The following is a 26,494-nucleotide window of genomic DNA, read 5'->3' as shown; positions in this document are numbered from 1 at the left end:
ACTCCTGGTCCCCTGGTCCTTGGTGCGCGCCTACGGCCGCACGGTGCCGCTTCGGGCGATGAGCCCCTCGCGCGAGAGCGTGAAGTTCTGCTGGTACGAGCCGGGCCTGATGTTGTGCGTCACGGACTTCACGTAGTAGTCGCCGTCGTACGTCACCCCGGCGCCGCGGACGCCGACGAGCTCGCGCGGCCGCAGGATGTACCCGTGCCGGTTGACGTCCAGCGAGCCGGAGCCGGAGATCGCGTCGGCGGACAGCGCGGCACGCGCCAGCAGTTCGGCCTGTGCCTGCTCCGACTCCATCTTCGCCGTGCCCGACAGCCGCCGACGCCGGAGCGCGGGTGTCGCCCGGCGCCCCAGCGGCGGACGCAACGGCCCGATGTCGGGCTGCGGGAGCAGCAGGCTGTCCCGGGTGGTCATGTTCTGCACCCGTGCCTGCGGCTCCTCGCGGGCCGTCCCGTCGTACGCGAACGTCAACTGGTCCACCGTGGAGTTGGCGTCCATGTTCACGTTCAGGGCGTGCTGACGGTCCCCGATCCGGCGCTCCGGGCCCCACACCGCCGTGGAGACGCCCGGGCGCGGGCCGGGCTCCAGATAGAAGATGTAGCCGTTGGCCCGGGCCAGTTCGGTGATGTACCCCAGGTCGGTCCCCGTCTGGTACTCGACCCGCAGCCGCTCGCGCGGCGGCTGCTCGATCTTCTCCTGGTAGACCCGCGGCTCGATCCCGTAGTCGGCGTACTTGGCGAGGATCCGGCCGACCCGCTGCGACGGCCGCATGTTCGGGTACCGGTCGGTGTACTCCTCGAGGTCCATCAGGATCGACAGGTCCTCGCCGGTCACCGTCAGCGTCGAATGCCCAGGCTGATTGCTGGCGCCGACCTCCTGACGCACGATCAGCCCGTCGAGCAGCACCTCCGGGGTGCCCTTCACGCTCACCGACAGGATCACCCGGGTCTTCGGGTCGAAGAACCCCTCCGGCAGCAGCCGCCGGGACAGCGCACCCGTCTTGGTGAGGTCGAACGCGAGCTGGAAACCGCTGCGTTCGCCGGCCGTCGCCGTGATCTGCGCGGACAGCAGCGCCTCGACGACCTCCGGCGGCACGGGCCGGGTCAGCCGGGGCCCCGTCTGCAGGGTGATGTGAACGGGCCCCTGCCCGACCGGCTGCTCAGACATACCGGTCCCCGTGGACGGGGAAGCCGCCGGCGTGCGGGATCCGGATGTCCCGGCCCGCCTCGCCGGTCAGCTCCTGGGGGTCCAGCACCGGATTGGCGTCCGCGATCTGCCACCACTGGCCCGGGTCCCCGAAGTAGCGCTGCGCCAGCAGGTCAGGACGCTCGCCGCTGCTGACGGTGTGCGTCGCGGACTCGTCGTCGGCGCGCTCGTCCCCGAGCGGGGGCAGCAAGCGGCGCTTGGTGTAGCGCACTTCGGTGCCGTCGGGGGTGCGGTGCACCCCGATCTCGGCGTCGTGGTAGCGGCTGGAGCGGGGGTAGGGGTGGGCGCCGGGTATCGCGTCCATGGCGCTCTCGTACGGCTCGATCTCTGCCATGTCCTTCAGGCCCTCCCCGTGATGCCGCTGATCCCGTTGCGCCCGGCCAGCCCCAGCGCGGCGAGCCCGCCGCTGCGGGCGGCCCGGGCGAGCTGCTCCTTCTGCGCGAGATGCGCCATGTACAGGTCCGCGCCGCGGTGGCCGGCCGGCAGATCGCTGACGCTGAGCACCTTCATGCCGATGCTGAGGCTCGCCCGGATCGGATTCAGGTTCACGTCGAACGCGGACTCGTTGATGGACAGCTCGGTGAGCCGCACGGGCATGACGCGCTTGGCCCCCCACGTGAAGAGGGTGAGCGGCATCTCGATCGGGCTGATCTCGATGGTCCCCTTCTTGGTGAGCCGGGACGCCTCGCGCAACTGCGCGGTCGTCGGATGCACGAGCATCTCGAGGGTCGCGAGCTCGGGGTGGATCCCGTCGGGAGCGGCGACCTCGAACTGATCGGTGGCGTCGATCTCGGCGGTGAACTTCCACGTCTCCTGCGCGGGGCCCTTCAGCCGCAGGGCCTCGTTCCGGTCCCCGGACCCACTGCCCCCGCCGCCGGCATCACCGGACCCTCCGGCGGCCTGTGGCGAGAGACTGCGCTCGAGGGTGTCCGGGTTGAACTGGAGCACGATGATGCGCTGCGGCGTCCCGCGCTCGGGGTCGACGACGACGATGCCGGAGCGGATGGGCTTGGGGATGTCGGCGTAGCGGGTCACAGGCGCTCCCGGAGGCGGGCCTTGAGGTCCGCGTAGTCGTGATCGGGGAAGAGTCGTGGGAAGACCTCGAGCATTTCCTTGAGGCCCTCGGCGACGGGCGTGAAGCCTTCATCACCGAAACCTGCGTCACAGAACAGGTACTGCCAGCCGATGGTTCCCTTGGTCACCATCAGCGTGTCCAGGTACGTTCCGTAGTCGAGTTCCATCTCCATGGCGCCCTGTCGCATGTCGAAGAACCAGATCTCGGGATCCGTGGTGCCGGGCGTGGCACGCAGCCCGGCCATGCGTCCGCTTCCCGTCTGAGGCGTGTTGTCGAAGATCCGCAGCTCTTTGTAGAGCGCGCGCTCCCAGTCGTCGGTTCCCTCCCAGGTGTGCGACATGAGCCTTCTGCTGTACACGTGATTCAGCTGGAATTCGCCGACCAGCTCAGAGCCCTGGTCTGCCGATTGCCAATATGCTGCAATTTTTTCGAATCGGAAGAAATTTCGCCGAACCTCTGGACCGAACGGCAAGTTATAGTCCTCGGCAAGACTTCCGAAGACGTACTCAGGGTCGTCCAAATACTCCGGCACCTCACCGAATTTGGCCTCCCATACCGTCAGTGCGGAGGAAATTTGAATCTCCTCGAAAGCTTTTGCGCAGAGCGCTTCGAACGGAAAAGGTTGATTCTTGCCGTCGGGATTCATAATTCCTCACACCGTCAGTTTGACCTTATCCTGCGCGATCAGGTCATCAAGCTTGTCGAGCATGTCCGGCAAGCCGGGCATGAAGTCGGCCCCCCGCCTTCCCTTCCAGGTCCGGAGAACCGGCCCGATTCCAAGTAGGGTCTTGAACTTCCCTGCGTCTTCACGTGCGTCAATGACGTGCCCGGCGAGCCTCTCGGAGCATTCGAGCATGCCGGCGATGGTCGTCGCACCAGCCATGTTGATGAAGAGGGTCCCCCCTTCGTCCTTGTCAGGGGGCTCAACGTGCCGGGCATACTGTTTCTCCGTGCCTTTCCGGGTCCAATCGCTCCGCTTCTTCCCGGTACCGCGAACCTTCTCGTATCCGCCGTACGCGGCATGGATATAGCTGGGGAAGTCGGCGAAGTCCTTGGTACGCGAGTACCCGAACCGGGCCTCCGTCTTGTACCAGATGATCTTCTGCTGCTTGGGGATGGCGCCGTAGGCCTGATCCTCGATGTTCTGCCGGAACGGGATATTGGTCTGCGGACCGCGTGCGGGCACGAGGTTGTTGCCGGTGGCCTTGCCGCCGAGCCGCTCCGGCAGGAGATGCATCCTCACCCAGGCGGAATTCTCACTCAGACCGTTCTTCGTGATGTAGTCCCAACCCGGCGGCTGCCCCTTCTTCGCCATGGAGGCATCCTGGCCCGGTCCACCGAACACCGTCTTCGCCGAGGTCCCGAGGTACTCGGAGAAGTGTCCCGCACTCCCGCGACCAGGCTTGGCGACATCGAAGTCCGGCCATTTGGGGTCGGGGATGTCGTTGTACTCCCGCAGCCTCGCCGCGTTGGCCAGCTTCACCATCTGCTTCCTCAGGGCCCGACGGCGGGACTTGTACTTGTCCCGGTCCGCCTTCTTCACCTTCGCCGGAATTCCCTTCTGAATTCTCGTGGCGCGGTTGTACTTACTCACGGCGGCCTTGAGATACAGCTCTTGGTTGTCCCGCTCGGTCGACGGCTCCTGCTTCGCGATGTCCTCTCGCCATTCGGCAATGAATTTGGTGACCTCTTCCGGAATGCTGTGAACGTAAAGACCTGCGTCCGTGCCGCGACCGTGGAACCTCAGCACGTGCCGCTCCCCGTCGTCGGCGTCCGCGAACGGCACGTCCGGCAGGTCGACCGACTCGGTCCCGTCGTCCCGCCTGTCCCGGCGGTTCCTGCCCGGGGTGCGCGAGCGGTCGTCGTCCCGCCTCCGGTCCCGCCGGCGCCGCCACAGGTCCTTGAGGCGGCGCAGCCGGTCGTTCAGGCGGTTGCCGAGCTTGCGGCGGGCCTTGCCGCGGAGCCTGTCCGCCGCGCGACGCGCCCTGCTGCGGGCCGACTTGACGGTCTGGCGGGCGCGCCGGGCGCGGCGGCGGTCCTTGTCCCGCTTCCTGTCCCTGTCGCGGTCCTTGTCCCGCTTCCTGTCCTTGTCGCGGTCACCGTCGCGGTCCCTGTCGCGGTCCTTGTCCGGGTCACGGGGGCGGTCGTCGTCCTTGCGGCGGTCGGGGCGGAGGGTGTCGCGGGCCGGGCCGCGGCGCGAAGGGCTGTCGTCCTTGTCGTCACGGGTGGAGCGCCGCTCCCCGTCCCGTATCCGCTTTCGAGCCGCGTTGACCTCGCGCCCCTCCTCACGCCGCTCGTCGTCGTCCCGACGCCTCTTCGGCCGGGTCGTGTGCGAGGGCTTCTTCTCCGGTGACGAACGCTTGCCGGGGCGCGGCCGGGCCGGCGGGCGGGACGTCTTGTCCGGCGGTGGCTTGCGCGTCGTCGGGGTGTCCGTGTCCTTGTCGCCCGGCTTGTCGGAGGACTTGTCGGGCGTGGTGCGGTCGTCACCCTTGGACTCGTCGTCCTTCGGCTTGCTCGGCGCGTCCGGCGGCGGGGCGTCGGAACCGTCCGGCTTGTCCTTCTTCTTGCGGATGTTCTTCAGCATGTCACCGAGCTTCTCGGCCACCTTGCCCATGAACTTCCCGACGCCTTCGATCAGGAACTCGTAGATCAACTCCAGCAGCGCGACCACACCCGCGGCCACCGCCTTCGCGAAGGGCTGGGCACCATTGCCGCTCTTGACCGACTTCAGGAAGTCCATGAACAGGCCGAAGGCAGCGAGGATCTCGCTGAGCGCGCCCCACGCGGTCTTCAGGGCGTCGATGATCGCCATGACCCACCCGGCACCGGGAATCAGCTTCGCGACGACCTTCTCCACCACGAGCACACCGATGATGACCGGGAGTTGGGGCAGCGCCTCGTCCCACGCCATCTGAGCCATCTGTTCGACGGTCACTCCGCCGGAGATCAGTTCCTGGAACTGGTCCATCGGGATACCGATGATCTCTTGGACCTTCTGGTTGAACCATGCCTTGACCGCGCTCGTTACCTCGTTGAAGAGGTGGTCCCTGGCACCGGAGTTCGCGGCGGCCCCCGCCTTGCTGATCCAGTCGCCCGGGTCGGAGACGATGTCGTTGAAGATGGCCGCCCACTCGCCCAGGCCCTCCACCACGGCGGCACCGAACTCCAGCGCCCCGACGGCAGCGGTCTCGGCGACCTCGACGGCTGCCAGCATGCCCGTCTCCAGGACATCGAGCCCGGCCAGTAGCGCCCCGCACAGGCCGTCGAGCAGTTTCCCCGCGACTTCCTTCAGCCCGTCCGCGAACTGGTTGACCTTCTCGACGGCCCAGTCGCGCGCACCATCGATGGTGTTGCGCCACTTGTCGCGCATCGCCGGGTAGTCGGCGAGAAGTTCGTCACCCAGAGCGATCAACACATCGGCGAATTTGTTGATCTTGTCGATCACCCAATTGCGCGCGTCGTCGATGAGTTTGAAGACCTGCTGCTTGAACTTGTCGATGAGGTCGGTGACGATCTGCCGCGCCTTCTCGAAGACGCTCTTGATGGCGTTCTTGAGATCCTCGAAGAACTGTTTCAGCTTCTCGATGGCGTCTTCGAGCCAGTTGTCGGCGTCGTCCTTGCCCTCCTCCTGCTTCTTCTCCGCTTCCTTTTCGGCGTTGGACTGCTCGTCCGCGATCTTCTTGTTGTCGTCCTCGGTGCGCTTGTCGACGTCCTTGTCGGTCTCTTCTTCCTTGCCCTTGATGTCCTTGCGGACCTCGTCGTACTTCTTGCCCTTCTTTCCGTCGATCTCCGAGGTCTTGTCGTCCTGCTCCTTGCGCCACTTGTCGCGCGAGTCGGAGATGTCGGAGCGACCCTTGTCACGGGCCTCGGCTTGCTTCTCGCTGCTGGCGTCGACCTCACGCTTCAGGTCCTGGTCGTGCTTCTGCCGGTCGTCCCGCGCCTTGTCGTCCTTGTTCTTGCGCTCCTGCGACATCTTCTGGCGGCCCTCGCCGAAGCCGGCCTGAATCTGCGGTCCGCGGTCGTGCTCGGCCACCGCTGAGGCGGACTCGATCGGCACCCCGCCGCCGGACATCGTGCGACCGGCACCCTTGGCGTTTCTGCCGTTGCCGCCAGGCACCTTGCCGGTCAGCGTCTCCTGGGGCACATCCGGATAGATCTGGTCCTCGCCCATCGGGCGAGCCGCGTCCGCCCGACCGGATCGGTGCAGTTCCGTCTTTCGCTCGTCCAGCTTCTGGGCCTGCTCGTCGGTGCGTTGAGGGTCCGAGTCGTTCTCGAGCGGGAGCCTGGGAGCGTCGCCCACCTTGGCGTTCTGCAGACCCTCGTCCTTCGTCGGGAGCCCGAGGATCGAGTCGATCAGGTCGTCGAGCGGCAGGATCTCCTTCAGGAGCTTGCCGAACAGCTGGGCGCCGATCGTGACGGCGATGTCCCACCAGCTCGGCTCAGGCACGTTCGCGCCCGGAACGTCACCTTCCGGCTTCTGCTCACCGGAGATCTCGGGTGTACTGCCCGGAGCGGCTTCGGTCCGCGCCACCTTGGCGTTGGTGTACGTTCCCGGCGCCGACGCCGTCGGGCCACCCGGCACCGTTCGCGGGGAGCCGGACGGGCGCTGCTCCTTCGGCGGCGCCTTGCGCAGGGCAGTGCGCTCCTTGTCGACGGACCGGCCGACCGCGCTGTTCACTCCCCTGAGCGTGTCCAGCATCTGATGTGGCTTCAAGCCCGCTGCCGTGGCGAGTCCCGCCTCGGGCGTGGCGTTGGAGACATCAGGTGCGGCGGCTTGCTTCTTGGCCTTCGCCGGCGCGGACGCGCCTGCCCGGGCACCGCCACCCCGTGCCGGGGCGGCGGACGAGCGACCGCCGCCTCCACGGGCTTCTGTTCGCCGCGCGTTCCGCGCGACCTGCCGCGCAGCCTGCCGCTTGCCGCGTGACGGCTTGGACCGGGCGGCGTTCACCGTGCCCGAGCCCGAACCTCCTTGGGCATTGGGTGAGTTGGTCTTCGCTTCCGTGGCGGACATGGGTGAGGGGCCGTTGCCCGATGCCAGTTGCGGAGCAGGACCGGACCCGGAGCCGGACCCTGGTGTAGAGACCTTGTCCGGTCCGCTCTCCGGTCCCGGCGATGTGGCGTTGCCGTTGCCCTCGGTGACGCCCCGGTGGTCGGGAACGGGGGCCGGCTTGACCTCGGGGGTGCCGGCGCCGGTGCCGCTGTCGCCGGCCCCCGTTGTGTCCTCGCCCATGGCGGCGGGCTTTCCGCCCCCCTTGTCCGATCCGGCGCTCGGCTCCGTCTCGCTCTTCGCCGGGGCTCCGGCGGGCTGAGAACCCTGCTTCGCGGTGCCCACGGCCTGGCCGCCACTGTCCACCTTCTTGCCGGACGTCTGGGCCGAACCGGCGTCCTGGGTCCGGGCGTCCTCGTCCGCCTTGGCCAGGCGCTCGGGACCGACCGGTCCGCCGGCCGTCGGGGGAGCGGTTTCCGCACCGTCGGCGTTGCGAGCCTCCTCGTCCCACCGAAGAGCCTCGGCGTCCTCCGAACGCTGCTCCGCCTGTTGCTTCTCGGCGTCCCCTTCCACGGCTTCCGACGAGGTGAGCCCCGGCAGCGGCCCGCTGTCACCCGGCCCGCCCGTTCCCTCGGGGCCGAGGTCCTGCTCGGCCGGCATGACGTCCGACAGCTCCTGGGCGGTCCGGCTCTCGGAGTCCGCCTCGTCCGTGCGATCGGGGGCGCTCCCGGAGCCGTCGGGCTCCGCCGCTTCCTCGACGGGCTCCGGCTCCGAATCACTCTCGGTGGACGAGATCCCGGGCACCCGGCCCGCGCCCCTCTTGCGCCGCTGGAACAGCCGCGGGTCGTCGGAGGTCTCCGGGCCCGTCGGGCCGGCGCCGGTGTCCGCCGCACCAGAGCCCTCCGCCGCCCCGGCGTCCGGTTCTTCTGCCGCGTCCTGCTCGGATTCGGCCTCCAGCCCCAACGGTTCGTCGTCGACGTCCTGTTCGTTGTCCGGATCGCCCGTGGTCCGGACCGGCCGGGCATCACCGGTACGGGACCTCTCGCCGGGCTCGGCGCCGCTCTTGTCGACGGGCGACGGGGCGGCAGCCAGGTTCCCGGCGACCGCTGCCGCCTCGTCCTCACCTGCCGGCTGCTCTCCCGCCTGCTGCTCCGGCTCCTGCGGCGCCTCCTCCTGGCCTCCGGCCTCCTCCCGCTCCTCTTCGGCGGCCCGGTCGTCCTGCCTCGCCTTGTCCTTCTGCGCGCCGTCATCCTGGGCCTTCTGCTGCTGCTCCTGGGCGGAGGCGTTGTTGTCCTCGCGGACGGAGGCGTCCTTGTCCACCTGCTGGGACCGGGACCGGTCCTGCTGCCGCGCCCCGGCCTCCTCCTGGTCCTGCGAAGCGGCCTCTTCCGGCGGAGTGCTGCCCTTCCCGTCGCCGGCCGCTCCCTCCTTGCCAGCGGTCCCGGGCCGCCCATCGTCGCCCGCGCCGGGCTCGTCCTGCCGACCCTCAGGACCGCCTCCGGCGCCCTCCCGCCGTTCGCGGGCATCCGGCCGCTCATCGGCGGACCGGTCGCGCAGGCGCTCCTCCGCGATCTCCTCTCCCGCCCCGGGCAGAGCCACCGGCGCCACTGCGGCATCCAGCGGCAAGGGCCCAGCCGCCTCGGTCTCCTCGACGAGGTCCAGCACCCGGTCGAGGGCGGGTGCCGACAGCCGTATCTCCAGTCGGTCGAGGACCAGCTCCTGCAGCTGGGGTGCCAGGCGCGCCAGTTGCAGCCGGACCCGGCCCGATCGGTCTTCCGGGTCGCCGCGCAGGGATCGCAGGACGCCGTTCGCGACGCGGTCGATCAGGGTCGCGGGGTCCAGCTCCTCCATCCGGCGGCGATCGGCGTCCACGGTCGCGTAGCGCAGCCAGCCGGGCGTCGCCCGGCCGGTCCGGACGTCGGCTTCCTCCGGCCGTACGGCCTTCTCGCCCGATGTGGCTGCCGCCTCCCCTACGAGGCTCTGCGCCGCCGACTCCGCCTCGCGCTCCATCGCCTGTTGCGGCAGGCTCACCGCGCCCAGGTCGCGCCCGGCCCGCAGGGTGCCGAGACCGTGCGGGTTCTGCACCGTGTGCAGCAACTCGTGGGCGAGCAGGCGCTGTCCGTCGACCGTGCCGGGCCGGTAGGCGCCTTCGCGGAAGAAGATGTCCTGGCCGACGGCGACCGCGTCGGCGCCCAGCATCTCGGTGAGCGCGCCCGCGTCCCGGTCGGTGTGCAGCCGTACCCGCCCGAAGTCGTGGCCGAGCTGCTCCTCCAACTCCCTGCGCACGCTCACGTCGAGCGGCTGGCCCGCACCGCTGACGATGTTCTTCGGCTCCACAGTGCCCGACTTGGCGCGGTCCTTGCGCTTGCGCCGCTTGCCCGCCTGGTCCGGCCGTGACTCCTGCGAGTGGGAGGTGCTCATGACGTCACCTCGCCACGGCCCGACAGGCCGGCGTGCACCGCGCGCGCCAGCTCCTGGCCCAGACGGCGGGCGGACGCGGTCGCGGGCAGCGGCGGCAGCCCCGCGAGCCCGTCCAGCGCACGGCCGCCGTCAGCCGCGAGCGGCACGCCCCGTTCCCGTACGAGCCGGGTCAGTTCGGCCTGGAACGCCGCGGTGACACGCTCGGCGTCGACGCCCCGGCCGAATCCGTCGAGCGCCAGCTCGCCGATGTCCACCCGCACGGTCGCCTCGTTCAGACCCATCCGTGGACCTCCGAAGGTGTCAAGGAGCGGTCCAGCTTGAGATATTCGGTGCGCGCGGCCTCCAGCATGTGGCGCATCCGGAGCCGGTCGCCCTCCTCCGCCGCGAGGAACGCGCCGGACAGTGCGATGTTGCGGATGGAACCGCCGGCCACGGTCAGCCGGGCCAGCAGTTCGGGGTCGATGTCCTTCATCGGGGCTTGCGCGGGCAGCACCCGCCGCCAGATCTCGGCCCGCTCGCTCTCCCCCGGGAAGGGGAAGTCGACCACGAACCGGATGCGGCGCATGAACGCCGTGTCCAGTGCCTGCTTCATGTTCGTGGTCAGGATCGCGAGACCCCGGTACGCCTCCATCCGCATCAGCAGATAGCTCACCTCGAGGTTGGCGTACCGGTCGTGGCTGTCCTTGACCTCGCTGCGCTTTCCGAACAGCGCGTCGGCCTCGTCGAACAGCAGCAGCGCGCCGCCCCGTTCGGCGGCGTCGAAAACCTTTCGCAGGTTCTTCTCGGTCTCGCCGATGTATTTGCTGACCACCTGGGACAGATCGATGATGAACAGGTCCAGGCCCAGTTCCTTCGCCATCACCTCGGCGGCCAGGGTCTTGCCGGTGCCGGAGCCGCCGGCGAACAGGGCGGTGACGCCGAGACCCCGCCGCAGGGTGTGGGCGAAGCCCCACTCCTGGTACACGGTGGGGCGCCGGCGCACATGCGCCACGATCTCCCGCAGGATCTTCAACTGCCGCTCCGACAGGACGAGATCGCCCCACCCGGCCTTGGGTTCGATGCGCCGGCCGAGCTCGTCCATGCCCATCCGGGCCTCGGTGAGACCGGCACGCCAGGCGAGCCCCGTCGCGTCCAGCTCGTCCTCACCGGGCAGGTCGCGCGCGACGGCCGCACCGGCCGAACGCACAAGGTGCGGCGGCAGCGAGAACTGGGCCACGAGGTCACGGAGGGCGGCCTCCGGCACCTCGGGCACCGACGCGAACGCGTCGGTCCACACGCCGAGCTGCTCGTCGGCGTCGAGCGGGGGCACGGAGACGCGTTCGCCCCTCGGACGGTCCGTCGCCCGCGGTTCGAGGCTGGAGACGACGAGCGGGACGGCGGCGCTCTCGATGAACACGTCGGCGGCGGCCGCCTGTTCGCGATCCAGGTCGCCGAACTCCACCAGCAGGGCGGCGGGCAGCAGGATCGCCTCGCGCTGCCACAGCCGGGCCAGCCGGTCCCGGTCGGCCGGCGCGGCCGGGACGTCGGCCGCCGACATCTCGTACAGGCCGAGCCCGGAACGTCGGGCGGCCGCAGCCGCGATGTCCGCGCGGCTGCGCAGGTCCCCGCCGACCAGTTCCACCCGCAGCGGCGCCCCCGGGGCCGCGCCCGCCCAGCCGGCCGCGACCCGGCTCGCCGCCAGGTCGTACGAGGCGGGGAGGGAGTCCGGGACGGAGGTGCGGCGCAGCAGCCCGTGCAGCCGGGAGTCCAGGTAGGGGGAGCCCGCGAGGAAGTGCAGGATGCGCTCGTCGAGGCGGAGCCGGGAGGTGGTGAGCCGGGTCTCGTCGTCGAGCTCGACGATCCGCCACCGACGCAGCGGTGCGACGGGGGTCAGCGCGCTCCAGTGCGGCGCGTCGAGTGCCGCGAGCGCCAAGGAGAACGTGGGGTGGGCCCGCTCGGGATCCCCGCATGCCGCCGCGCACCGGGCACCGGTGGTGGGATCGAGTTCGGCCGCGGCGGCGAGCAGCACGATGTCGCGTTCGAAGGAACTGAGCCCGAAGCAGGCCACGAGCGCGTCGAGCGCGGTGGGCCCGTCGGCGGTTGACGCGTCGCCACGGTGATCCTCGCGCCGCGCGAGATCGTCGCCGGGGCCGTCGAGCGCCTCTGCCGCTCCGCTCGCCGGGTCCATGTCCGCGTCCGCACGGGAGGGTTCAACGCCTTGGGCGCCGCCCGCCGGGGGCGCCTCCGCCCGGGTGGCCGGGGCCTTGCCCGCGTGGCGCGGACGGACCGTGTCTGCTCCGTCCGGCGCGGCCTCGTCGTTCTGGGCGCCGCCCGCCGGGACCGTGTCCGCCCCGTCCGGTGCGGGCCTGCCGGCTCGATCCCGGCCGGGCACGGCCGCGGACGTGTCCGGCCGCGCGGCGCCGCCGCCCGTGTGCCCCGCCCGCGCCGCGTGCGCGTCGACACGAGCCAGGACCGCCCGGATCGCCGACGTCAGCGCGCGGCCCTGGGCCGCCGCCCCGGCGGGGCCGCCGCCCTCCTTGTACGTGCCCATGTCCTCACCCGCCCCCGTCCGCGACACCCCGGCTCAGCTCTTTCCGTCCTGCTGCGGCTGTGGCTCGTCGGGTCCGCCCGCCTTACGGGAACGGCCCGACGCCGCCGCCCGCTTGACCGCCTGCTTCGCCGGCGTGCGTCCGCCGGCCGGCTGCTCCTTTCGGGCGCGTGCCGGTACGGACCGCTTGGCCGCCGCCTCTACGCCCGCTCCGGCCCGAGACGTCTCCACCGGCCCGGCGGTCCCGTCGGGCGCCTCCCCGGTCTCTTCGGAGGGTGTGCCGGAGCCCGACGGCACCGGCGCGCCGGGCGCGCCGAACGGCAGTACCCGTACGGTCCGTTCCGTCACCGGCTTCGCCGGCACCGGCCGCTCACGGCCCTCGATCAGCACCAGCGACGCCTGGTACGCCACCGACAGGGCGTACGGGGTCTGGTGCAGCATCCCCCACAGCTTCGACGTCTCGTCGATGTCCATCACCGTCGGCGTGAAGCGGACCTTCTGCGTCGACTCGGCCAGATCGGAGCCCGCGAGGTACGGCGCCTGGGCCGCCAGTTCGATGACGTCCTTCGGCAGCACGGGGATCTCGTGGAGCGTGCGGATCACGCAACCGATGAGCCGCTGGCCGACGAGCGTGGCCTCTTCCCCGTAGGCGCTGATCAGATAGTGCAGGTCCAGTGCGGCGGCGGGGCGCTTGCGCAGGGTGCCGTCCGGGCCGCGGGTGGGCAGGTCGACATGGCGCATGGCCGGGTTGGGCGTCACCTGGTAGAGGAACACCGTGATGGTCGGGTCGGTGGGCGGCTCGTTCGGCGGCTTGCGCGTCTCGACGTTGACGGCGAGGTCCATCTCGGGGGCCAGATTGTCCGCGATGAGCAGGCTCAGTGCCTGGGTGACCGTCGCGACGGCGAGTGCGTTGCTCATGTCGTCAGTCCCTCTTCCCGCCGCGTGAGGCGCGTGACAGATAGTCGTCCAACGTCAGTGCCGGCGCGGCCCGGCCGGCGGGGGCCGCCGGCCGCCGGTCCTGGCCGGGCGGCGGAGCGGCGCTGACCTCCAGCCGGCCGATCTGCACATGCACGACCCGCTCGGCCGGCTTCGGCGCACGGCGGCCGACGGAGGCACGGGCCGCGCCGCGGGCGGCCGCCGTGTCGGACCCGCGCGGCACGGGCGTGGCAGCCGCGGGAGCGGGCCCGGCGGCGGACGGCTGCCGGCCGGCGGCTGCCGTGGTGGGCGGCGGAGTGCCCGGGGCGTCGGCGGTGCGGCCGCGCCGACCGGCGCGAGCCGGCGGCTGCTGCGGAACCGGCCGTACGGGGGTCCGTTCCGTGGCGGCGGGCCGCGGTTGCGGTTCCGGCGCCGTGCGCCCCGTCCGCGCGGAGTCGTCCGGCCGGATCCGCTCGGTACGCACCACCGTGTGACGCTCGGTGCGCACCTCGTGCTCGCGGCGCACGGTCGTGGACGGTGCGGCCGGTGCCGCCGGGGCAGACGGGATCAGCGCAGCGGGCTCGTCCGGGTCCGGCGGACCGTACCGGAGCGCCTCGACGCGCTCGAACGGTCCGGGCAGGCGCGGCCGCACACGCGCCGGCGCCGGCTCGGCCGCACCCAGCGGCGTGTACCGGGCGAGCAGCCGGTCGAAGTGGTCAGACATCTGCGCACAGCTCCAGGTAGTAGCGACGCCGCAGCGGGCTGAGCGCCAGGATCTCCGGCTCGCTCCACCCGTAGGCGGTGGCGAGCAGGTGGACGTCGAGCATCAGGTCCCGCGCCCAGGTGTCGAGTTCGGTCCACAGGTAGGAGGTGATGTCCAGCTCGGCCGGGGTGGCGTCGCCGCATTCGGGGCAGGCGACGGTGAGCCGCACGTCCGCCGTAGGGTCGGCCTCCGCCGCCGCCTCCGCGATCCGCCGCTCCACCCGCTCGGGCAGCAGCCCGGGCAGGTCGTCGGCGTCGACCGGTTCCCCGTGCCGCAGCGCCCGTACCGTGCAGCTCCGCACGAGCCGGCCGCGGGCCTGTGCCGGGCCGGACGCCGTCGCGGCCTCCGTGAGATCGGCGACGGTGGGCAGCCGGAAGTCGACCACCCACTCGCCCTCCGTCACCCGCAGCGGTTCCCGCGGCAGTTCGGCCCCGGCGCCCAGCACCCGGGTGTCGAGGTCGAACTCCATCTCCTCGCCGCACGCGCCGCACTCGACGCGCACCTGCATGCGCTCGCCGAACAGCGCACGGCGCAGCGCGAGCAGGTCCGCCTCCCGCTGCCCGACCGGTACCGACAGCAGCTCGTCGGTACCGGCCCCGGGCCTCGCGGCCCGGTGCAGCAGCAGTGAGCGGTCGGACGGGTGCTGTGCCAGCCCGGTCTCCCAGACGGCCAGCAGCTCGGCCGGCCCCGCGGCCGACGCCCCGATGGGACCGTTCATCGTTCGCCCCTCCGCGCGCGGACGGCGGTCAGGCCGGGTGCGTGAAGGACGGTTCGACCGGCTCCGGCACCTCGTAGTCCCGCTCCCAGCCCTCGCATTCGAGCTTGACGCTCTGGATGGCGACGGCGTTCGCGTTCGCGTCGAGCTCACCGAGGACCTGGTACTCGCTCACCCAGGCCCGGTAGAGCTTGTGCGAGACGGCCACCTGCCCGGCCTCGTTGAGGACCTGGATGATGATGTCCTTGCGGAAGTCGCGCAGGGACACCTCGGAGCCGAGCCCCGCACCGACCTGCCACACCTTGTTGGCCCATCGGTCGAACTCGGGATCGTGGGTGACACCGCGCTCCAGGGTGACGCCCTCGAACTCGGAGCGGCCCGGGGACTTCCGCGGCGAACTGGGATCGCCGCCGTGCCGGTGCTTGACCACCTCTGTGGTGCGCTTGAGCGGACTGATCTTGCTGATGCCCGCGACCGTCCGACCGTCCCACAGGACCAGGAACTTGAAATTCTTGTAGGGGTCAAAACGATGGGCGTTTACCTGGAACTCAGCCATCGGTTTCCTTTGTGTTCCTTTTCCTCGGGCCTGGAGACTATGAGAGGTCGAACTGGCCGGCCATCTGCTGGATCTTGACGATCACGAACTCGGCGGGCCTGACCGGCGCGATACCGATCACGACATTCACGACGCCCCGCTCGATATCGGCGTCCGTGGTGGTGTCCTTGTCGCATTTCACGAAGTACGCCTCACGGGGGGTGCCGCCCTTGAACGCGCCCAGGCGGAACAGATCGTTCAGATACGCCGACGCCTTGAGCCGGATCTGCTGCCACAACTGCTCGTCGTTCGGCTCGAACACGACCCACTGCAGCCCGCGGTACAGGCTCTCCTCGACATGGAGCGCGAGCCGGCGCACCGGCACGTACTTCCACTCGCTGTCCAGCGCGTCCGCGCCCTTGAGCGTCCGGGCGCCCCACACCAGCGGGCCCACGACGGGGAAGGTGCGCAGGCAGTTGACGCCCAGCGGGTTCAGCAGACCGTTCTCACGGTCGGTGAGCCTGACGGTGAGCGAACGGACGCCCGCCAGACGCGCCTCGGTGCCCGCGGGCGCCTTCCACACACCGCGTTCGCCGTCCGTGCGGGCGATGACACCGGCGACCGCGCCGGACGGCGGGAAGGCCCGGAGCCGGCCGGTGAGCGGGTCGGTGAGCTGCAGATGCGGGAAGTACAGGCCCGCGTGGTCGCTGCGTACGGAGTCGAACGCGCCGATCCCCGCCCGCGCCGAATTCACGCTGCCCCAGGTCGACGGCGAGTCGACCAGCAGGAAGATCCGCCGCTCCCGGCACAGTTGCTCCGCCGCGGAGATCACGGTGACCATGTCCTCCGTGGACGCGTAGGCCGCGAGTTCCGGAAGCGCCAGCAGGTTGACGTCGTCGACGTCGCGCAGCGCCTGTACGCCCGTCTTGTCCGCCGCGCTGCCGATGAGGTCGCGCGGCCCGGGCGGGTCACCGTCCTTGCCGCCCTCCAGCGCGAAGACCGGCGGGTTCACCGACGCCTCCAGGCCGAGGTCGTTGGCGCACTCGCCGACGAAACGGACGACGTCGTCGGGGTCCACCGAGCCGGCGACGACCTGGAGTCGGCGGCCGAAGGCGGTGACCTCGGCCCCCGCGTAGGCGTGCTTGCCCGGGGCGTCGGGCAGGGCCCGCAGCTTGCGCTCGAGCAGCAGGGCCAGTTCGGTGACGTCCGTCGGCGGTTCGCCGTCGCGGTCGGGCTCGTAGAACGTGAACTCCCGCTCCACGTCACCGATCTTGACCTTCACCTCGACGTTCAGGTTCGGCAGGTCGGCGGCGAACGGCTTGGACACGGTGCCCGACGGGTCGGGCCGGTCCTCGTCCAGGACCTTCACCCGCACCAGCGACGAGCCCGCGTTCACGACGGTCTCCGCGAAGCGGCCGTGGCCGGCGTGCATGGACAGGCCGGTGAAGGTCTCCCGCGCGTCGCCCCGCGCGTCCAGGACGTGCAGGTTGAACGTCTTGTCCGGCGTGGAGGTGTCGTGGTCCACTGCCACCCGCAGGCCGGAACCCCACACTCCGGGTTCCTTCGCGTGCACCTCGAGCACGGGGCACTCGCTGCGCCCCTCGGTGGATTCGAGCGTGACGCAGGCCTCTTCGCCGGTGCCGGCCTTGGCCACACGGACGACGACGGCCACCGTGCCGCCGTTGCCGAAGAACTGGTGCACCGCGTAGCCGACGGCGCTCTGGGCGGTGAGGCCGCCGAAGCGCCTCTCGAAGTCCGCGAAACTCGTGATGCGCACCGGTTGGTTGAGCGGGCCCCGGCGGGTGTGCCCCACGAACGCGGTCACCGATGTGGTGACCGAGGCGATGGTACGGACGCTGCTGGGAAGTTCCTCGATGTATACGCCGGGATAGCCCATGTGCGTCGGCATTCCCCCTCCATTCCCTTCCGCGCACCAAGAGATGGGAAGAGGGGGTCAAGAATTGGTCGCATGCGTAGAACGCATGCGACATCTTCGCTGTTTTCCCCCGCCGCACACCCCGTGCGATATCGGTCTCGCAGGGCCATTCGCAGGCGCATGCGCCTGTGGCTCCTGATGCATGAGTGCCACTGCGAGTCTCGTTCGTCGCTCGAGTGCGGGTCAAGAGACCGATTCGGTCAGTGGTGCGGATGGCGCATGTGAATGTCCGTCGGTCGGCAATCGCATGGTCAGCGGCGCGCGAGGGGTCGAATATGGAGACGAATTCACGATCACTTCACATGAATGGGACGTGTGAGGAGTGATTCAGGCCGATCGGGAACCGCCTTCGGCGCGCCGTCTTGCGTTCGTTGGCCGGGTACGGGTCCCTCGCTTCACTCGATCGTGAGCAAGTTCGACCGTGCCGTTCGAGTCGTTGCATGTGCGGTCCGGGACGGACGGGTGCGGGCGTACCTCGTGGTGGCCTGGCGGGTGCGTGCGGTGAGCCGCCTGCCCGCCCTCGGGTGTGATGACACATGGCCCGCTGATGAGGCTCCGGCCCGCTGCTCGTGCGTACCCGCATCGCCCGACGGCGTGCGTGTCCGGGTGGAGTCACGATGCGGCGGCGCCGAAGTGGCGGACGCTGACGTGAACGCGCACAGCGGGCGGCGGCCTGTCCGGCCGCCGCCCGCTGTGCCGTGCCCGAACCGCTCAGATGCCCTGCCAGTCAGGCTTGGCCGCGTAGGTGGCGCGGAAGTAGTCGGCGAGCTTCAGACCGGCCGCCGCCGCCTCGTCGACGACGACGGTGGCGTGCGGGTGCAACTGCAGTGCGGAGGCGGGCACCAATGCCGAGAGCGGGCCCTCGACGGCGAGCGCCACGGCGTCCGCCTTGGCCTCTCCGGTGGCGAGCAGCACCAGGTGGCGGGCCTCCAGGATGGTGCCGATGCCCTGGGTGATGACGTGGTGGGGGACCTGCTCGATGTCGCCGTCGAAGAAGCGGGCGTTGTCCACCCGGGTCTGCTGTGTGAGCGTCTTGATGCGGGTGCGGGAGGCCAGCGAGGAGCAGGGCTCGTTGAACCCGATGTGGCCGTCCGTGCCGATGCCCAGCAGCTGGAGGTCCACGCCGCCGGCCTCGGCGAGCGCCCGGTCGTACGCCAGGCAGGCCGCGGCGACGTCCTCCGCCGAGCCGTCGGGTCCCATGAAGGAGTCCTGGTCCAGCCCGAGCGGTTCGACGACCTCGCGCAGCACCACCGAGCGGTAGGACTCCGGGTGCCCGGCCGGGAGGCCGACGTATTCGTCGAGCTGGCAGACACGGGCGCGGGAGGCGTCCACCTCCTTGTTCGCGACCTTGGCCGCGAGGGCCTGGTAGATCGGGAGCGGGGTCGACCCCGTGGCGACGCCGAGAAGGGCGTCGGGCTTGCGTCGCAGCAGGTCGGCCATGGCTTCGGCGATGAGCTCGCCGCCCGCGGCGGAATCCGGAACGATGACAACTTCCACGAAGATCCCTGTCTCTGAAGCGCTCAGTGGTGTAGACCAATCTACCTGCTGAGGGGGCGTCCTGTCCTGTCCTGACAGCATGTGGACACGGCGAGGCGTCCGCGACGGGGCGGGATCGCCGCCGTCGCCGCGACCGTCGTTGCCGTATGTATGGGGCGGAGGCGCTCGCCGATCCGTGGCGGCCGCTTCGGGACGCGGAGCGCTCACCGGTCCCTGGGCCCGGGGTGCTCACGGTCCGTCGTCGTTGCGGCGCGTGGCGCGGGTCGCTCATCCGTCCGTGGTGGCCGGCGGGGACTGCTTGTGGCGGGCGTAGTGGCGGGAGGCCTTCGCCCGGTTGCCGCAGCCGGCCATGGAGCACCATCGGCGCTTGCCGTTCTTCGAGATGTCGTAGAAGTGCAGTACGCACTCGGGGTTGGCGCACTTGCGGATCCGGTCGGGGTGTTCGTCGAGGAGGCGCAGGTACGACTCCGCCGCCGTCCAGGCCGCCAGCCAGGCGGGGGAGTCGGTCTCGACGACGGAGAGGGGGCCCGTCCCGCCCAGCCGGCGCCGGATCCGGCCGTGGCGGAGGATCTCGTTCAACTCGTCGGCGGCCTGCTCCGCGTCGGCGCTCCCGTCCAGTAGCGCGGTCACTGCGCGGCGGGTCGCCAGGAGTGCGTCGAGGGTCTCCTGGTCGGGCGGGACGGTGTCGGCGAAGCCGGCGGACCGCAGCCAGACGGACAGTCCGCCGGGCCGCTCCAGCAGGTCGTGGCGGACCCCTTCGTCGATCCAGACGGTGTTGACCAGGTCCAGTGGCAGGGGTTCGCCGGTGAGGGGGCGGGGATCCGCCGCCGGTCCGCGGCCCGGTTCAGTGCTCATGGAGGACTTCCCTTTCGTGTCGTCGGGTCCATGCGATCACATCGACGGTGTTCTAACCCCTGAAAGCCATTTCAACGGTTGACCAAGTTGTGAGTCAACCGTTAACGTTCGTATCACCGGTTAGGCCGGGAAGTCGCCCGGCCGCCCACCGACGGAGGCCCTCATGACGCAGTCCATTGCCGACCAGCCCGTGCAGCACCTGCGGAACCTCGAGACCGGACACGTCGGTCTCAACGTCACCGACCTCGACAGGTCGCTCCCCTTCTACCGCCGCGTCCTCGGCTTGGAGATCCTCGCCGAGGGCAAGGACGACAACCGCCGATGGGCCTTCCTCGCCCGTGACGGCCGGCTCGTCCTGACGCTCTGGGAGCAGAGCGGCACCCCCTTCTCCACCAGCTCCGCCGGCCTGCACCACCTCTCCTTCCAGGTCGACACGATCGAGGACGTCGAAGCCGCCCGGGCCGTCCTGCGGGAGCTCGGCGCCGACTTCACCCACGACGGCGTCGTCTCCCACGGCGAGGGCGCCGGATCCGGCGGCATCTTCTTCACCGACCCCGACGGCATCCGCCTCGAGATCTACGCCCCCACCGGCGCCGAAGACGCTCCGGCCCCGACCGGATCCGCCCCGACCTGCGGCTTCTTCTAGAACGCCGGGCGCGGGCCACCGCGACCGGCGGCCCGCCCACCACCACAGAGGACGGAACCCGGCCATGGGCGTCTACCACCACGGAGAGCGCACCGTGCAGCAGCGAGCCGGCCTGAACGACCATGCGGGCTTCACCGCCGCCGCCATCAGGAACGAAATCCCCGACGTCGCTGCCGAGTTCCTCTCCCGGCAGCCCATGCTCGTCGTCGGCGCCGCCGACACCGACGGCGCCATCTGGGCATCGCTGCTCACCGGCGCCCCCGGCTTCGTCACCGCCACAGGGCCCACCGGCCTGACGATCGACGCCGTGCCACCCGACGGCGATCCGCTCCATGACGTACTCGCACGGCCCGCGCACGTCGGCATGATCGCCGTCGAGCCTGCCACCCGCCGCCGTATGCGGATGAACGGCAAGGCCCGCCCGGTCGCCGGCGGCCTGCACGTAGACCTCGACCAGGTCTTCGCCAACTGCCCCAAGTACATCCAGCAGCGCCGGCCGACGCCCGCACCGTCCGTGCACGGACCCGCCGCCCCGCCCTGGCAGGGCACGGAGCTGACACCCACTCAACTCGCCCTCGTCGAAGCCGCCGACACCTTCTTCATCGCCACCGCCGACCGGGCGGGCAACGCCGACGCCTCGCACCGCGGTGGCAGTCCCGGCTTCCTGCAGGCCCTCACCCCGACCCGCCTGTGCTGGCCCGACTACGTCGGCAACGCCATGTTCGCCACCCTCGGCAACATCGAGGTCGACCCCCGCGCCGGACTGCTCCTGCCCGACTGGGACACGGGCGCCGTACTCCAGCTCACCGGCACCGCCGCCGTCGACTGGGACCCCGGCCGTGCCGCCGCCGTCCCCGGCGCGCAGCGCATCGTCGACTTCACCATCGACCGCATCGTGCAGATCGACCGTGCTTCCCCGCTGCGCTGGACCGCCCCCGCGTACTCGCGCTTCAACCCGCCCGCGCCCACCGGAAGAGAAGAAGAACGACCATGAAGATCACCGTCGACATGAACCTCTGCGAGAGCCACGGGCAGTGCGTCTTCGTCGCCCCCGAGGTGTTCGCCTTCGACGATGACGACCGTCTCGTCCACGACGCGGAACCGGACGACGCCCTGCGCGGGAAGGCCGTCGAGGCCGCGGCCGTCTGCCCCGTCCGCGCCATCCGCGTCGAGGGCTAGGCATGCCCGGCCCCCGGAACTCGCCCGGCTCCCGCAGCATCGTGATCGTCGGGGCGTCCCTCGCCGGCCTCCGCGCGGCGGAAGCCCTCCGCGCCGCCGGCCACCACGGTCCCGTCACCCTCGTCGGCGCCGAGCGCCATCCGCCCTACGACCGGCCGCCGCTCTCCAAGGAGTTCCTCACCGGTGAGCGGACACCGGAGAGCATCTCCCTCGGCCGTACCGCCCACCTCCGTCTGACCGAACGCTACGGACACCCCGCGGTCCACCTCGACACGGCCGGCCGCGAGGTCCACCTCGACGACGGATCCGTCCTCGCCTACAACGGACTGATCATCGCCACGGGGGCGGGCCCACGCCCCTGGCCCGGCCCGCTGCCCGAGACCGGTGTCCACACCGTGCGCACCCTGGAGGACGCCCGAGCCCTGAAGGACGACCTCACCGGTACCCGCAGGCACCTCCTCGTCGCCGGCGCCGGATTCCTCGGCTGCGAGGTTGCCTCCGTGGCCCGCGGACTCGGCCACGATGTCACCCTCGTCTCCCGCGACCCGCTCCCGCTGGGTGGCGCGACAGGCGATCAGGCCGCAGGCTTCGTCACCCGGCTCCACCACGACGCCGGCGTCGAGATACTTACGCGGAGCACCGTCACCGCCGTCCACGGCCGTGCCCGTGTCACCGGCGTCACCGTCGACAGCGCCGCGGTAATCACCACCGACACCATGCTGCTCGGACTCGGCGCCCGCCCCCACACCGACTGGCTCGCCGGCTCCGGCCTGCGACTCGAACACGGCCTGCTCACCGACGAGTACACCCGCGTCCTGGACGCCCACGGCCGTCCGCATCCCGACATCGTCGCCGCCGGTGACATCGCCCGCTTCCCCCACCCGCACACCCCCGGCCCCATCTCCCTGGGCCACTGGAGCAACGCCGTCGAACAGGCCAGGTGCGCCGCGCACAATCTCCTCCACCCCGGACGGCCCGCGCCGTACCGCCCCGTCGCCTCCTTCTGGTCCACCCAGTACGGCGTCCGCCTCCGAGCCGTGGGCCTGCCGCGCTACGCCGACCACGCGGAAGTCCGCGAACTCGACCACGAGAAACGCCGGCTCGAGGTCGCGTACTACCGCCGCGGGCAGCTCGTCGGAGCCCTCACCGCCGGCCGTGCGGCCCGCATCACGGCGTACCGGGCGGAGTTGGCCCGGTCCCTCGCGGGCGCCGCGTCGCTGCCGACGGCATCCTGACCTGGGCGCCGGAAGTCCCCTGGAACGCCGGCCGGCTGGGCGTACGTCGCGTGCGCACCCTGTGGCCGGCCCGGCCCCCATCTCCGACGCACCCAATTGACGTGCTCACCAAGAATCTGCACACCGGGTGGAAAGACACGCTCTACAAGCCCCGGCGGCGCCCCTCCCGCCCCGGCGGGCCGACCATCCGGATCTCCGGGACCACGGGGTTCGGGCGGTTGAAGATCCGCCATGCGCGTCGTTGAGACTCCGTCCGGGAGGGTGTCACCCTCGCGGCTGACCGCCGGGCACCGGCACACCCGTGGTGCTCCGCGTGCCGGCGTTCGGCGGCGAGGCGCTGACACTTGCGGACGGGCTTGCGGGAGGACTTGCGGACGGACTGACGGGAGGACTTGCGGGAGGGGTCGCCGTGGGGGAGGACGCCGACTGGCTGGGGCGGGCGGTGGAAGGGCGGGGTGCCGGCCTGGCCTTCACGGGGGGCGGCGGGCTGGTAGCAGCGGGAGCCTGCGGAGCCGGTGATTCCGGGGGAGTGGCCGTCGCGCGAGGGCGCGGGGTCCCGGCAGGGCCCCGCTCCCTGACGCCTCCTCCTCTCGCCGGGCGCGTGGCCGGACGTTCCGGTGATCGGGAGACCGTCGGGGATCCGGCGACGTCGACATCGGCCTCGTCGGGAGAGGGCTGTTCCGGGCTCGGCAGTGCTCGTGGCGGGTCGGTGGAGTCCTGGGGCAGCAGTGACGCGGCGGCCAGGCCGCCGAGCATGGCGAACGTGGCCGCGGCAAGGGTCCGACCCCCGTACTTCTTCAGGCGTGCCGGTGGGCGGCGCCGGGCTGCTGGCACATCAGCAGAGGAGGTGGGGGACCAGGCAGCGTCGGGGGACTCCAAGCAGCCAGGTCCCTCGCTGAAGAGGACGTCCCACACCGCCGTATCGGCTGCCGGAGCGCCTACGCTCCGGTCGCTCGACGGTGCCGTGTCGGACTCGTACGCCCCGCACTCCGGGCACGTGACGGTGCCGTTGAGGGTGCGGCGACAGGGAAGGCAGTAGTCCATGCGCTCGACCGATCAGTGCGTGGATCGCTGGAAGGAACCGTGCGCCGCCGGGCGGGGTCGGCGGCAGTCACCGACGGCGGGAAGGCGACGCGCGTCTTTCGTCCTTGGCATGTGCGAACCTCACTCACTCACCGGTCTTCAGGTGGGTCACCGGTTACCGAGGAAAACGGGGCCGGGTGAGTCGCCGTTCAAGCATTGACTGAAACGTGGGATACGTAACTCCCTTGAGGTTGTGGCTGGTCACGCCGGTGCACCGCTCGATGTGCGGGCACGCAGCCACGGGCCGACAGGGCCGGATGCGTCATTTCCCGCACGCGCGGCACGGCACGGTGCCCGAGTGGTCCCCCCCACGGACCCCGGGAGGCGCGGCCTTCGCACCATTCCGCCGGGGCAGCCCCCGACGGTACTTTTCTGTTCACTCGGCTCAGGTGGCGGATCTGACCGACGGGGGTCCGGGGGATGCGGTCCGCTCTCCCGAGAGAGAGGTCTGCATGCGGTTGTTGGTGGCGGTACTCGCGGCCCTCGTCGGCGTCGGACTCGCGGCCTTCGGCCTCGGTTTCGTGCTGGTGGGTCTTCTGGAACAGCGCAGCGCCGGCGACATGTACCAGGTCGCGTTCCAGCGGGTCGGCAACGCGTGCAGGGGTGGGCACGAGTTGCACCTCGACATAGAGAACGGCGAACCACTGGACTGCGTGCCCAGCTACGTCATCGGCGGGTCCCCGAGAGTCGACCTGCCCGGCTTCACCGATGCGCAGAACGACGAGGTCGCCGCGCTGGGCGGACAACTCGGCAGCGGCGGGCTGTCGGACGCCGAACAGCGCCAGATCCAGGACCGGGTGGACAAGATCGCGGCCACAGTCCCGGCCGCCGACCGGCCCCGCCCCGACTCGGCCACCGTGTGGCTCGCCGACGCAGGCGTGTGGGGTGCTCGCCGGGCGTGGCTCGGGGGTGGATTGGTCGCGGTCGGCGTCGTGAGCACCGTCGCCGCCATGCGGATGGCGCGCTGAGCGGGGGCGGGTGGGGTGAGCGCATCCGGGGTCACGGCAGGGTGAGGATGCGGGGCCCGTCCTGAGTGATGGCGATGGTGTGTTCGATGTGGGCGGCGCGGCTGCCGTCGATCGTGCGCAGGGTCCAGCCGTCGGCGTCGGTGTAGTAGTCGTTGTGTCCTCCGGCCATGAGCATGGGTTCGATGGCGAGAGTGAGGCCGTGGCGCAGGGGGAAGCCGCGGCCGGGTCGTCCGTGGTTGGGGACGTGGGGGTCCTCGTGCATCTGGCGGCCGATGCCGTGGCCGCCGAAGTCGGCAGGCATGCCGCAGGCGGCCTTGCGGGCAACCGTGCTGATGGCGTGGGAGATGTCTCCGATGCGGTGGCCGACGGTGGCGGCGGCGATGCCGGCGTCCAGGGCCTGCTGGGTGGCGGCGATGAGTTCGACGTCGGCGGGGCGAGGCGTGCCGACGGTGAAGCTGATCGCGGCGTCGCCGGTCCAGCCGTCGAGTTCGGCCCCGCAGTCGATGCTGACCAGGTCGCCGTCGCGCAGGCGGTAGCCGTCCGGGATGCCGTGCGCGACGGCGTCGTTGACGGACGCGCAGATCACGGCGGGGAAGGGGACGGGGGCGAAGGACGGCTGGTAGCCGAGGAACGGAGAGCGCGCTCCGGCCTCGGTGAGAACAGCGCGGGCGGCTTCGTCGAGCTCGCGCATGCGAACTCCCACGGCTGCCGCTTCGCGGGCGGCCGCGAGAGCGTGCGCCACCACGCGTCCCGCTTCTCGCATCGCCTTCAGTGCCGTGTCGGTCTTGATCTCCACCATGTGACGTGACTCCCTGGGATACGCCGTTGTCCAATACTTATACCGGTATTAGTATCACGGGCATGGTGAGAGTTCCTTTGAGTCCGCAAGAGCGGCAACGCGGAGAGCGCTTCGGGATCCTGCTCCGCCAGGCCCGCGGTGACCGCAGCATGGTCGACGTGGCAGCCGCCGCCGGAGTGTCCGCCGAAACCCTCCGCAAGATCGAGACGGGGCGAGCCCCGACCCCCGCCTTCTTCACCGTGGCGGCCTTGGCCCACGCCCTGCATCTGTCGCTCGACGACCTGGCCGCCGCCTGCGCGGAGGACACCGAAGGCGGCGAGCCCGCCCTGTCGGCGTGACCTGACACGCGCCGGCCGAGGAATACTCGGTGGAGGCGGAACGGCCCGGCCGGCAGGACGGGTGGCGACCGTTGACGAGCGGGGAGGTGGGAGTGGGCCGGGGGTCTGATCCATCTCTCGGGCGGCGGCCGCCTCACGCCGTCGGCCCCGGCCCGTCCAGCATGCCGGGCGCGGGGGCCGGCTCAGCCGATGCTTCGGCGCATGGCCACGCGTGGCCACCGGTCGAGGCCGTGTTCCGCTTCCCGTTCGCGGATGGTGCGAAGCTTCGGACCGAGTGTGCTTTCCGGCAGGGGCAGGAAGCCGCAGCGCATGTAGTACGGCGCGTTCCACGGGACGTCCGAGAACGTGGTCAAGGTCAGCGCGGGGATGCCCTCGGTCGCGGCCCGGGCCGCGAGATGGTCCAGCAGGGAGCGGCCGACTCCTCGGCGTGAGGCGTCCGGGTGCACACCTGCTCGACGTGGAGGTTGCCGTCGACGTGGTCGGCGATCAGGTACGCGACCGGGACATCGGTCCCGTTCACTGCCGCCCATGCCCTACCGGCGCGCTGGTAGCGGGCGAGCTCCGGGACCGTCAGGGGCGGGTCGTCGGCGATGTCGGGCATGCCGATGTCGCGGAAGCACTGTCCCGCGGCTCGTTCGATGTCCTGGAGTACGGACAGTTCCCCGGTGCGGACTGCTCGGATGCGCATGGAGCCATTGTTCCCGCGGACCTGCCGCGGCTCCTCACTCATGTGTGCGTGGTGAGCCGTGCACCGTGAGCCGCGCGGCGGAGGACCGGCCAGGCCCCCGGTCCCCCGCCCGCCCGCGGCGGC

At 71.0% G+C, this 26,494-nt stretch carries 22 protein-coding genes and 1 pseudogene; 6 read left to right on the top strand and 17 right to left on the bottom strand.

Annotation, left to right across the window (positions count from 1 at the left end; genetic code table 11):
* Positions 1-30: 30 nt before the first annotated feature.
* From ACTMTU_RS18725 to ACTMTU_RS18660, 14 genes are all read right to left on the bottom strand, one after another.
* Positions 31-1,170 carry a hypothetical protein gene (locus ACTMTU_RS18725; protein WP_441264616.1) on the bottom strand — a complete coding sequence of 380 codons (1,140 nt, stop codon included), beginning with the start codon at positions 1,168-1,170 and terminating at the stop codon, positions 31-33.
* Entirely contained in the window at positions 1,163-1,543 is a 381-nt protein-coding gene (locus tag ACTMTU_RS18720; RefSeq protein ID WP_441264615.1) for a hypothetical protein, read from the bottom strand. The genes ACTMTU_RS18725 and ACTMTU_RS18720 overlap by 8 nt, the downstream gene beginning before the upstream one ends.
* A gap of 5 nt (positions 1,544-1,548) precedes the next feature.
* Complete coding sequence (locus ACTMTU_RS18715) at positions 1,549-2,244, bottom strand: hypothetical protein (protein WP_307704813.1); 696 nt, start codon at positions 2,242-2,244, stop codon at positions 1,549-1,551.
* Positions 2,241-2,930, bottom strand: coding sequence for a hypothetical protein (locus ACTMTU_RS18710; RefSeq protein ID WP_441264614.1), 690 nt, complete (start codon positions 2,928-2,930; stop codon positions 2,241-2,243). The genes ACTMTU_RS18715 and ACTMTU_RS18710 overlap by 4 nt, the downstream gene beginning before the upstream one ends.
* Before the next feature lie 6 nt (positions 2,931-2,936).
* Positions 2,937-9,692 (bottom strand): eCIS core domain-containing protein, encoded by a 6,756-nt coding sequence (locus ACTMTU_RS18705; RefSeq protein WP_441264613.1) that lies wholly within the window; start codon positions 9,690-9,692, stop codon positions 2,937-2,939.
* Entirely contained in the window at positions 9,689-9,973 is a 285-nt protein-coding gene (locus ACTMTU_RS18700) for a hypothetical protein (RefSeq protein ID WP_441264612.1), read from the bottom strand. Before ACTMTU_RS18700 ends, ACTMTU_RS18705 begins: the two co-directional genes overlap by 4 nt.
* A complete protein-coding gene (locus tag ACTMTU_RS18695; protein WP_441264611.1) occupies positions 9,964-12,222 on the bottom strand; it encodes an AAA family ATPase in 2,259 nt (752 codons plus the stop codon). Before ACTMTU_RS18695 ends, ACTMTU_RS18700 begins: the two co-directional genes overlap by 10 nt.
* A gap of 33 nt (positions 12,223-12,255) precedes the next feature.
* Complete coding sequence (locus ACTMTU_RS18690) at positions 12,256-13,137, bottom strand: DUF4255 domain-containing protein (RefSeq protein WP_441264610.1); 882 nt, start codon at positions 13,135-13,137, stop codon at positions 12,256-12,258.
* Between the two features lie 4 nt (positions 13,138-13,141).
* A complete protein-coding gene (locus ACTMTU_RS18685; RefSeq protein ID WP_441264609.1) occupies positions 13,142-13,858 on the bottom strand; it encodes a hypothetical protein in 717 nt (238 codons plus the stop codon).
* Positions 13,851-14,615, bottom strand: a complete 765-nt coding sequence (locus tag ACTMTU_RS18680) for a hypothetical protein (RefSeq protein WP_441264608.1) — start codon at positions 14,613-14,615, stop codon at positions 13,851-13,853. The genes ACTMTU_RS18685 and ACTMTU_RS18680 overlap by 8 nt, the downstream gene beginning before the upstream one ends.
* 28 nt (positions 14,616-14,643) lie before the next feature.
* Positions 14,644-15,168 carry a phage tail protein gene (locus ACTMTU_RS18675; protein ID WP_159694533.1) on the bottom strand — a complete coding sequence of 175 codons (525 nt, stop codon included), beginning with the start codon at positions 15,166-15,168 and terminating at the stop codon, positions 14,644-14,646.
* A 37-nt stretch (positions 15,169-15,205) separates the two neighbouring features.
* The gene (locus ACTMTU_RS18670) at positions 15,206-17,056 is read right to left on the bottom strand and encodes a phage tail sheath family protein (protein ID WP_441264607.1); all 1,851 of its coding nucleotides are present in this window, start codon (positions 17,054-17,056) and stop codon (positions 15,206-15,208) included.
* 738 nt (positions 17,057-17,794) lie between these two features.
* Positions 17,795-18,580 (bottom strand): glucosamine-6-phosphate deaminase, encoded by a 786-nt coding sequence (gene nagB / locus ACTMTU_RS18665; protein WP_441264606.1) that lies wholly within the window; start codon positions 18,578-18,580, stop codon positions 17,795-17,797.
* Between the two features lie 267 nt (positions 18,581-18,847).
* Positions 18,848-19,435, bottom strand: a complete 588-nt coding sequence (locus ACTMTU_RS18660; RefSeq protein WP_441264605.1) for a CGNR zinc finger domain-containing protein — start codon at positions 19,433-19,435, stop codon at positions 18,848-18,850.
* Between the two features lie 163 nt (positions 19,436-19,598).
* Here ACTMTU_RS18660 and ACTMTU_RS18655 point away from each other — a divergent pair, with 163 nt between their 5' ends.
* The 4 genes from ACTMTU_RS18655 to ACTMTU_RS18640 all read left to right on the top strand — a co-directional run bounded on the left by ACTMTU_RS18655 (position 19,599) and on the right by ACTMTU_RS18640 (position 22,495).
* Positions 19,599-20,081, top strand: coding sequence for a VOC family protein (locus ACTMTU_RS18655; RefSeq protein WP_441264604.1), 483 nt, complete (start codon positions 19,599-19,601; stop codon positions 20,079-20,081).
* Between the two features lie 64 nt (positions 20,082-20,145).
* Positions 20,146-21,075: a pyridoxamine 5'-phosphate oxidase family protein gene (locus tag ACTMTU_RS18650; RefSeq protein ID WP_441264603.1), complete on the top strand. Its 930-nt coding sequence runs from the start codon at positions 20,146-20,148 to the stop codon at positions 21,073-21,075.
* Positions 21,072-21,260, top strand: coding sequence for a ferredoxin (locus ACTMTU_RS18645; protein ID WP_441264602.1), 189 nt, complete (start codon positions 21,072-21,074; stop codon positions 21,258-21,260). Before ACTMTU_RS18650 ends, ACTMTU_RS18645 begins: the two co-directional genes overlap by 4 nt.
* A 2-nt stretch (positions 21,261-21,262) precedes the next feature.
* Positions 21,263-22,495, top strand: a complete 1,233-nt coding sequence (locus tag ACTMTU_RS18640) for an NAD(P)/FAD-dependent oxidoreductase (RefSeq protein ID WP_441264601.1) — start codon at positions 21,263-21,265, stop codon at positions 22,493-22,495.
* A gap of 264 nt (positions 22,496-22,759) precedes the next feature.
* On the opposite strand, the gene ACTMTU_RS18635 is transcribed toward ACTMTU_RS18640, so the two are convergent.
* Positions 22,760-23,539, bottom strand: a complete 780-nt coding sequence (locus ACTMTU_RS18635) for an SCO2400 family protein (protein WP_441264600.1) — start codon at positions 23,537-23,539, stop codon at positions 22,760-22,762.
* 491 nt (positions 23,540-24,030) lie between these two features.
* Here ACTMTU_RS18635 and ACTMTU_RS18630 point away from each other — a divergent pair, with 491 nt between their 5' ends.
* Complete coding sequence (locus ACTMTU_RS18630; RefSeq protein ID WP_441264599.1) at positions 24,031-24,546, top strand: hypothetical protein; 516 nt, start codon at positions 24,031-24,033, stop codon at positions 24,544-24,546.
* A 31-nt stretch (positions 24,547-24,577) separates the two neighbouring features.
* Here the strand turns inward: ACTMTU_RS18630 and map are convergent, their stop codons facing one another.
* Positions 24,578-25,345 carry a type I methionyl aminopeptidase gene (map, locus tag ACTMTU_RS18625; RefSeq protein WP_441264598.1) on the bottom strand — a complete coding sequence of 256 codons (768 nt, stop codon included), beginning with the start codon at positions 25,343-25,345 and terminating at the stop codon, positions 24,578-24,580.
* Between the two features lie 62 nt (positions 25,346-25,407).
* Between map and ACTMTU_RS18620 the strand changes: the two genes are divergently transcribed.
* On the top strand, positions 25,408-25,683 hold the full coding sequence (locus ACTMTU_RS18620) for a helix-turn-helix domain-containing protein (RefSeq protein WP_441264597.1): 276 nt from the start codon (positions 25,408-25,410) through the stop codon (positions 25,681-25,683).
* Between the two features lie 182 nt (positions 25,684-25,865).
* Here the strand turns inward: ACTMTU_RS18620 and ACTMTU_RS18615 are convergent.
* Positions 25,866-26,371, bottom strand: a pseudogene (locus ACTMTU_RS18615) (GNAT family N-acetyltransferase).
* Positions 26,372-26,494: the final 123 nt, after the last annotated feature.

The sequence above is a fragment of the Streptomyces sp. OZ13 genome, from assembly GCF_052068155.1.
Classification (GTDB): domain Bacteria; phylum Actinomycetota; class Actinomycetes; order Streptomycetales; family Streptomycetaceae; genus Streptomyces.
This window is presented reverse-complemented; position numbering and strand designations above follow the sequence as displayed.

What these genes read in the sequence shown, in the direction of transcription:
- ACTMTU_RS18695 (WP_441264611.1), bottom strand. Translation starts at nt 12,222, where the DNA reads ATGGGCACGTACAAGGAGGGCGGCGGCCCCGCCGGGGCGGCGGCCCAG.
- ACTMTU_RS18680 (WP_441264608.1), bottom strand. Translation starts at nt 14,615, where the DNA reads ATGAACGGTCCCATCGGGGCGTCGGCCGCGGGGCCGGCCGAGCTGCTG.
- ACTMTU_RS18635 (WP_441264600.1), bottom strand. Translation starts at nt 23,539, where the DNA reads ATGGACTACTGCCTTCCCTGTCGCCGCACCCTCAACGGCACCGTCACG.
- ACTMTU_RS18725 (WP_441264616.1), bottom strand. Translation starts at nt 1,170, where the DNA reads ATGTCTGAGCAGCCGGTCGGGCAGGGGCCCGTTCACATCACCCTGCAG.
- ACTMTU_RS18685 (WP_441264609.1), bottom strand. Translation starts at nt 13,858, where the DNA reads ATGTCTGACCACTTCGACCGGCTGCTCGCCCGGTACACGCCGCTGGGT.
- ACTMTU_RS18655 (WP_441264604.1), top strand. Translation starts at nt 19,599, where the DNA reads ATGACGCAGTCCATTGCCGACCAGCCCGTGCAGCACCTGCGGAACCTC.
- ACTMTU_RS18690 (WP_441264610.1), bottom strand. Translation starts at nt 13,137, where the DNA reads ATGAGCAACGCACTCGCCGTCGCGACGGTCACCCAGGCACTGAGCCTG.
- ACTMTU_RS18620 (WP_441264597.1), top strand. Translation starts at nt 25,408, where the DNA reads ATGGTGAGAGTTCCTTTGAGTCCGCAAGAGCGGCAACGCGGAGAGCGC.
- ACTMTU_RS18670 (WP_441264607.1), bottom strand. Translation starts at nt 17,056, where the DNA reads ATGCCGACGCACATGGGCTATCCCGGCGTATACATCGAGGAACTTCCC.
- ACTMTU_RS18705 (WP_441264613.1), bottom strand. Translation starts at nt 9,692, where the DNA reads ATGAGCACCTCCCACTCGCAGGAGTCACGGCCGGACCAGGCGGGCAAG.
- ACTMTU_RS18640 (WP_441264601.1), top strand. Translation starts at nt 21,263, where the DNA reads ATGCCCGGCCCCCGGAACTCGCCCGGCTCCCGCAGCATCGTGATCGTC.
- ACTMTU_RS18710 (WP_441264614.1), bottom strand. Translation starts at nt 2,930, where the DNA reads ATGAATCCCGACGGCAAGAATCAACCTTTTCCGTTCGAAGCGCTCTGC.
- map (WP_441264598.1), bottom strand. Translation starts at nt 25,345, where the DNA reads ATGGTGGAGATCAAGACCGACACGGCACTGAAGGCGATGCGAGAAGCG.
- ACTMTU_RS18650 (WP_441264603.1), top strand. Translation starts at nt 20,146, where the DNA reads ATGGGCGTCTACCACCACGGAGAGCGCACCGTGCAGCAGCGAGCCGGC.
- ACTMTU_RS18675 (WP_159694533.1), bottom strand. Translation starts at nt 15,168, where the DNA reads ATGGCTGAGTTCCAGGTAAACGCCCATCGTTTTGACCCCTACAAGAAT.
- ACTMTU_RS18720 (WP_441264615.1), bottom strand. Translation starts at nt 1,543, where the DNA reads ATGGCAGAGATCGAGCCGTACGAGAGCGCCATGGACGCGATACCCGGC.
- ACTMTU_RS18660 (WP_441264605.1), bottom strand. Translation starts at nt 19,435, where the DNA reads ATGAGCACTGAACCGGGCCGCGGACCGGCGGCGGATCCCCGCCCCCTC.
- ACTMTU_RS18645 (WP_441264602.1), top strand. Translation starts at nt 21,072, where the DNA reads ATGAAGATCACCGTCGACATGAACCTCTGCGAGAGCCACGGGCAGTGC.
- ACTMTU_RS18630 (WP_441264599.1), top strand. Translation starts at nt 24,031, where the DNA reads ATGCGGTTGTTGGTGGCGGTACTCGCGGCCCTCGTCGGCGTCGGACTC.
- ACTMTU_RS18700 (WP_441264612.1), bottom strand. Translation starts at nt 9,973, where the DNA reads ATGGGTCTGAACGAGGCGACCGTGCGGGTGGACATCGGCGAGCTGGCG.